The organism is Paracoccus sp. PAMC 22219 (assembly GCF_000787695.1).
In the GTDB taxonomy this organism is placed as follows: domain Bacteria; phylum Pseudomonadota; class Alphaproteobacteria; order Rhodobacterales; family Rhodobacteraceae; genus Paracoccus.
The window spans coordinates 1-5,550 of the sequence record NZ_BBPH01000230.1 but is presented as its reverse complement, the minus strand read 5'-3'; the positions used below and the strand labels follow the sequence as shown (position 1 = coordinate 5,550).

Sequence of the window (5,550 nt, the reverse complement as noted above, 5' to 3'; positions counted from 1 at the left end):
TTTTTGAATCCGAACGGCTTCACTGCCTAGACGGAATGGACGGCTTGGCCGGCCACACAGACAACTTTACGCTTTTTTCGCTGCACTACCGCAAGATGCGGCCATATTGGTCCCTGCCCTTTGAAAAGTAGGCGACTGGAATGCCACTTATCATGTCTGACAAGGTCAATGCCGCCTGCAGACCGCAGCGCCAGCCGCGGTCTTACAATGAATACTGGTATGCCAGGGCTCAGGTGCATCAACCGAACCCAGTTTGACGCGTTCGCTCTTAATCTCGATAAAGACACCGGCGATCACGCTTGCCTGGCCTGAAATGCTGTCAGCATACACCGGCCTTGCGAGGGCGCAGCACAGGCCGAAAGATGTAAAAAAGCTTACGCCGAAACATATCACACCGTGGAAAGGTCTGGCATTGCTCCACAGCCGCAACCGGTTGTCATTCATCGCCATTGCAACGGCGGCGCGAGAACTGCGGTTCGCTCTGAAAATGCTCAGCCTGCCCACCGGCTCGTCTTGCTCGGGTTGGAACCGCCGCCTAGGCATGTTTGCCTCCCGATGCGCGGCGTCATCTTGCCCTTCAAGCATAAGAGAAAGAGGTAGATTGGGATTCAGTCCGCTTGGCGGACTCGCGTAGATCTATGGCCTTGCCCATTAATGCCAGAGCCTTCGCAAGATCTGAGTCCTCGATCTTGAACGCTGCCAGTCCCGCCAGGTCGAGGGTCTCGACATGCTCTGCTTCCACGGCGGCGCGGTCCCCGCGCGCGGCTTGGTCGTCATCCGGCGCTGCCGGCCGACCAGCCCACCGCCCGAGAAGCGCAAGGGCGCGTTTAGGGGCGGACAAGCGATAAGCATTGCTGACCTGCCGGACCTGCGGTCCCCGGCCCTCGTTCAGGACAGGCTCAAAGCGGCGCAGCAGTCCAGAAAGCCATGATCGCGCAGTGCCTTTAGTGCCCGCACAACCGCGTCTCGCGACCGGCAAAGTTTTTCGGTGATGTAGTCCAGGGACGGGTCCAGTCGGCCCGACTTGAAGTTCACCAAATTCGCGAACAGCGCTAAAACCTCCAAAGCGATCCCGCCGAGGGGGCCGTTCCGTTTGCCGCGTTCCTTCTTTGCACGGTCATAGTATCGGGCCGCCATCAGGACCTTCTGCACGTCCTGGCGTGACGTCCCGCGCCAGAATGACGCCTCGCATGATCCCTTACGGCGCGAATTGCCATGGATAGGCTTGCGATCGGCCGCACTGCCATCGGCACGCGCGCCATCAATGACGCCGTTGATGCGTTTGAAAAAACTGCCGCGTTCTGCGGCCTTGTTAATACTCATCTGCTGCTCCTCGATCAAGAAGCGCGGTGTCCGCAGGCAAGCCGTATCCGTTCGCACAGATGCGCTGTTTGCTCTTGATTTTTGGGAGTGGGAGGATAACTATAGCAGGTGAAAACTAGCTGCTAATTCAGGACGCCAATCCTGAGTTTTTCCCAAGCCCCCTCGTGCGGACCCCCGCGCGGGGGGTTTTTCGTTAAGGTTGATCACGACTTAATCCATGATGGGTACTCCTGTAACATATTGAACAGAAGCAGATCAGCGCTGCTAAGCTGTTCCAAAACACGAAATCCACGCCGCTCAGGCAGGGCAATCGCAGCCCAGTTTCCACATGCAAGAGCCCGATAACGTGTGGAGCGTGACGTAGGTGGTCGCTGAATGGGGTCATTAGTTTCAGTCGAACTAATGTTCACAGCTGTGAACTCGCCCTCATTGATCCGCATTTTGCGTTTTGATGCGCCGCTAGAGGCGCCGCACTTATTCTCACGCATCTTGCTTCCACCGATCATGAAGTTCAGAGACAATATTCTGAGCTTGATCCGCGAGCCAAAGAGCGAAGCCGTCGTCAACGTTCGTTAAGTCCAGGCGGATGGCACCATCCGTCCTTTTCGCGGATCCGGCAGGCTTGCCGTCAATGGTCAACGCCACTGCTTTGTTAACATGTGGCCGTTCACGTTTTTGGCTGATCTGCCGTTTGACATGTTTTGAAACTGCTTCAAACGCTACAACAGAGGCATCCAAGGCGGGAACCTCGTCGTTCATTTCACCAGCTTCAAAAGCCCCTTGGCTGCGCGCACTTTCAGCGATGGAGCACAGCAAGCCCTGGTCGGAGCCTGCCGCCGACATATCTTTCGCTAGCGCTTCCCAACGGGGTCTGCCAACACCATGAGCCGGTCCTATGGCGCGGGCGAGAGCAGGATCAATTGCTTTTGCCAACGCAATGGCCATCGAAACTGCCGAACGGGTCACATTCAGTACTTCGGCAATTTGTGTTTGATTGCCAAACTGACTGTTAAGTAGCTCATGGGCAAACAAGGCTCGCTCAATATAGCTAAGGTCACGCCGTCCGGTATTCTCAGAAACCTGGGCCTTCAGCGCTGCCGTGTCATCGAGATTTGCAATGAGCGCCCTAATCCTTCCGGTTCGCTCTGAGCCTTTGATGGCCTCAAGGCGGCGGCGGCCATAAACCAGAAGGTATCTGTCCGCTTCACTTGGATGTCGACGCACAAGAATCGGGACAGTCTGACCGTTTTGCTCGATAGAGGTTCGAAGATCCTGAACGTCATTGGGGTCTAATCTATCTGCGAAACGATCATCATCAATTTGCGCCGGATCAAGATCCCATACGTTGTGAGCATCAACCGCATCACGCGCCGATCTAAGCGCTCGATTACTCGACATCATGGTTCCAGCGGGCGGTGCGGTACCTGCTCCTGAGAGATTGTCCAGCATCGACATGCGCCGTTTCTTGCTATCTGCCATTACCGCCCCCACGTTTTCTGAATTAGCTGCGAGATCTCATCATTGACTGCATTCAGACTTTCGATTGCTCTGTCGTAAGTGGACCTTGTAAATGCGCTCCTCTCGACTTCATAAAGTGTTTGCTTCGTCAATCCGGCATCAGAAATTGCAGTGGATTTAAGCATTGGGGCATTAAGAACTTTGTCCGAGTACATCGTGCGCAGAAAAGCGACTATGCGGTTTTGCGGAGAATCTGTTGGCTCATAGCGGGTTAAAAGATACCGCATCCAGTCATGGGACATATCCGCACCACTGTCTGCAATGACATCCATTAAGTCTGCAGTCATGCGAAGGAATTGGCTCATGGACATCACGTCAAGCATTTCCGGGTGGATTGTGACTAAGACACCCGTTGCGGCTGACAATGCAGACATCGTGAGGAAGCCTAACTGGGGCGGACAGTCGATTACGACAACGTCGTACCTGTCATCAACTTTGGCCAATGCCTCCTTCACGCGAAAGAAAAACAATCCTGCACTACCGCGCGAAAGTGCTCGTGGAGTTTCATGCTCGAACTCCATCAGCTCCAAGTTGCCAGGTATAAGATCCAAATTCGGGATGTATGTCGGCCTGATTACTTCTGTTATTGGAACGGGCGCATCATACCGAATGGCATCATAGAGAGTGCCGCCGTTAGGTAGATCAAACTCAGGCTGAACACCGTGAAGAGCTGTCAACGATGCTTGAGGGTCAAGGTCAATTGCCAGAACACGATAACCCTTGAGCGCCAGTCGTTGGGCAAGGTGAGCAGCAGATGTGGTCTTTCCAGAGCCACCTTTGAAGTTCATAACCCCGATGATCTGCAAATGGTCGCCCGAACGGCGGCCAGGTAGATAGTCGCCAGGCTTCCGCGCAGTTTTCTCCAGCAAAACTCTCAAGCACTGAATATCGTCGGCAGAGTACTGTCGTCTATTACCCGATGTAACCTCTGGGGAAGGTCCCTTGCCGTCTAGATGAAGCTTGCGTAAATATGAGTCATTCACGCCGAGCAAAGCCGCGGCTTCACCTGACGTAAATTTACGCATTGTTTTGGATGCATCGGGTGGGAACAAACTTTCCCGCTGCGAGTGAAGCTGAGATGCGAGAAGTTCCGAGTGGCCCCGAATTACAGCATTCAGGTTTTCCTGTGTGTTAGCCCTAGTCACTATCGTCACTGCCCCAAACTCGGTCACGGATTTTGGCGTTTGATCGCCCTTTTCCGTGACTATTGCCAATCAAGTCGGATTCGCGCAAGCGATTTGTCGTCGGGCAAGACTTAGACGGACAAAGAGCCATAGATCAGTGTGGTGCTGATGGAGAACGCATCCCAAACTTCTCAGCCTGTGCCAGCAGCATCTTGACCGATGAGGGCTGCCACGTTGTCCGCCCGCGGGGGGTCCGTTCGCGCATCGCCTCAAGGCGATCGCAGATGGCCTGGAGGGTAATTTGGGGATCAGCCCCCTTTATCGCAGCCACGATCGCCGGCAGACGGTCGTCGCCAACGCGCCGGGCAGCACGCCCGAGCACCTCTTCGGGAAGAAAGCCGTCCCGAACGTAGGCCCGCACAGCCCTCAAGAGCCGAGGCTGCGTCCATTGTCGGTTCTCGGGCAGGGCGGCGTTTATGATCCGCAGGATATCCTCCCAGGCCATGTGTGGGCGCAGCCTGCGTACATGGGGAACCCAATCCGCTGCAGTCTTGGCAACGCGCTCCATATAGCCATCATGCCGTGCCAGGCGGACCTTGCGAAGCGCCTCCGGGTTTCGGGCACGCAGACCGGGATTTCCGCCGATCCGCCCTTCAAGACGGGCGCTGGCCAGTCCCGCTATCGTGCGCTCACGGATCAATGCCCGCTCGAACTCCGCCGCCGCTCCGAGCACCTGGAGCGTGAACTTGCCCTGGGGCGATGCCGTATCGATCGGATCCTCGATCGAGCGAAAGAACGCGCTCTTTGCTTCGAGTTGCTCAATGATCTCCAGCAGGTGCGAGAGGGATCGGGCCAGTCGGTCGATCCGAACGACGACCAGTGTGTCTCCCTTGCGGATACCGTCCAGGACGCTTGTCAGGACGGGGCGGGCGCGATTGCCACCGGACCCATGCTCCTCGCGGATGACTGAACAGCCTGCCGCTCTCAGAGCCTGGGCCTGCGGCAGGGGGGTCTGATCGTCCGTAGAGACGCGGGCATAGCCAATCAGCGGCATGGAGGGCCATCTTTCATAATATGTAGATGTCAGTAAACGACCGTTTGTAAACAGATGCAATGGCCAGTTCTGTCACACAGTTCAGCACATAGCCCGGGGTTTTCACCCTACGAGCACATCCAGAGAGCTAATCGAGGACATTGCGCAGACAGGCTCCACAGGGGCGGCTGACACCTCAAAATTAAACCCTTAGGTAAGATGCAAAACATGTGTATTCTGCACTTATGAAGACCCAAGAACCTATTTCATCTGGTTATTTTGGAGACGCTCTTCCGGATGCCGGAGAGGTCGATGAGACATCCGAGGACGACCTGTGGTTTCTGCCCAGCCCGTTAGACGACGCGCCCGACGACCTGCCGCCCGGGCCACGGGCTGAACCCCGTGAGATCAAGGTTATCGATGACTGGCGGACGGCAGAGGCGGGCAGTGCAGCCCGTCTTGCCCGTGTTGCGAGCAGGCTTGGCGGACTGGACGATCGGCTGCGGCGTGGCCCGAAGGGCTGGCGGCACAGGCTGGCGCTGCTTGAGGCAG

The 5,550-nt window shown here is 56.2% G+C and carries 5 protein-coding genes and 1 pseudogene; 1 reads left to right on the top strand and 5 read right to left on the bottom strand.

Features of this window, described 5'->3' with window-relative positions:
* Nucleotides 1-165: 165 nt before the first annotated feature.
* The 5 genes from TY51_RS22940 to TY51_RS19225 all read right to left on the bottom strand — a co-directional run bounded on the left by TY51_RS22940 (nt 166) and on the right by TY51_RS19225 (nt 5,019).
* On the bottom strand, nt 166-504 hold the full coding sequence (locus tag TY51_RS22940; RefSeq protein WP_197054846.1) for a hypothetical protein: 339 nt from the start codon (nt 502-504) through the stop codon (nt 166-168).
* 384 nt (nt 505-888) lie between these two features.
* Nucleotides 889-1,323 (bottom strand): hypothetical protein, encoded by a 435-nt coding sequence (locus TY51_RS22935; RefSeq protein WP_197054845.1) that lies wholly within the window; start codon nt 1,321-1,323, stop codon nt 889-891.
* Nucleotides 1,324-1,803: 480 nt separating this feature from the next.
* Nucleotides 1,804-2,802, bottom strand: a complete 999-nt coding sequence (repB, locus tag TY51_RS21460) for a plasmid partitioning protein RepB (RefSeq protein WP_081995298.1) — start codon at nt 2,800-2,802, stop codon at nt 1,804-1,806.
* Nucleotides 2,802-3,986, bottom strand: a complete 1,185-nt coding sequence (repA, locus tag TY51_RS19230) for a plasmid partitioning protein RepA (protein WP_042252870.1) — start codon at nt 3,984-3,986, stop codon at nt 2,802-2,804. The genes repB and repA overlap by 1 nt, the downstream gene beginning before the upstream one ends.
* A 133-nt stretch (nt 3,987-4,119) precedes the next feature.
* Nucleotides 4,120-5,019 (bottom strand): recombinase family protein, encoded by a 900-nt coding sequence (locus tag TY51_RS19225; protein ID WP_042252867.1) that lies wholly within the window; start codon nt 5,017-5,019, stop codon nt 4,120-4,122.
* A 224-nt stretch (nt 5,020-5,243) separates the two neighbouring features.
* On the opposite strand from TY51_RS19225, the pseudogene TY51_RS23795 reads away from it, so the two are divergent.
* Nucleotides 5,244-5,550: pseudogene (locus TY51_RS23795) on the top strand (hypothetical protein); the annotation flags it as partial.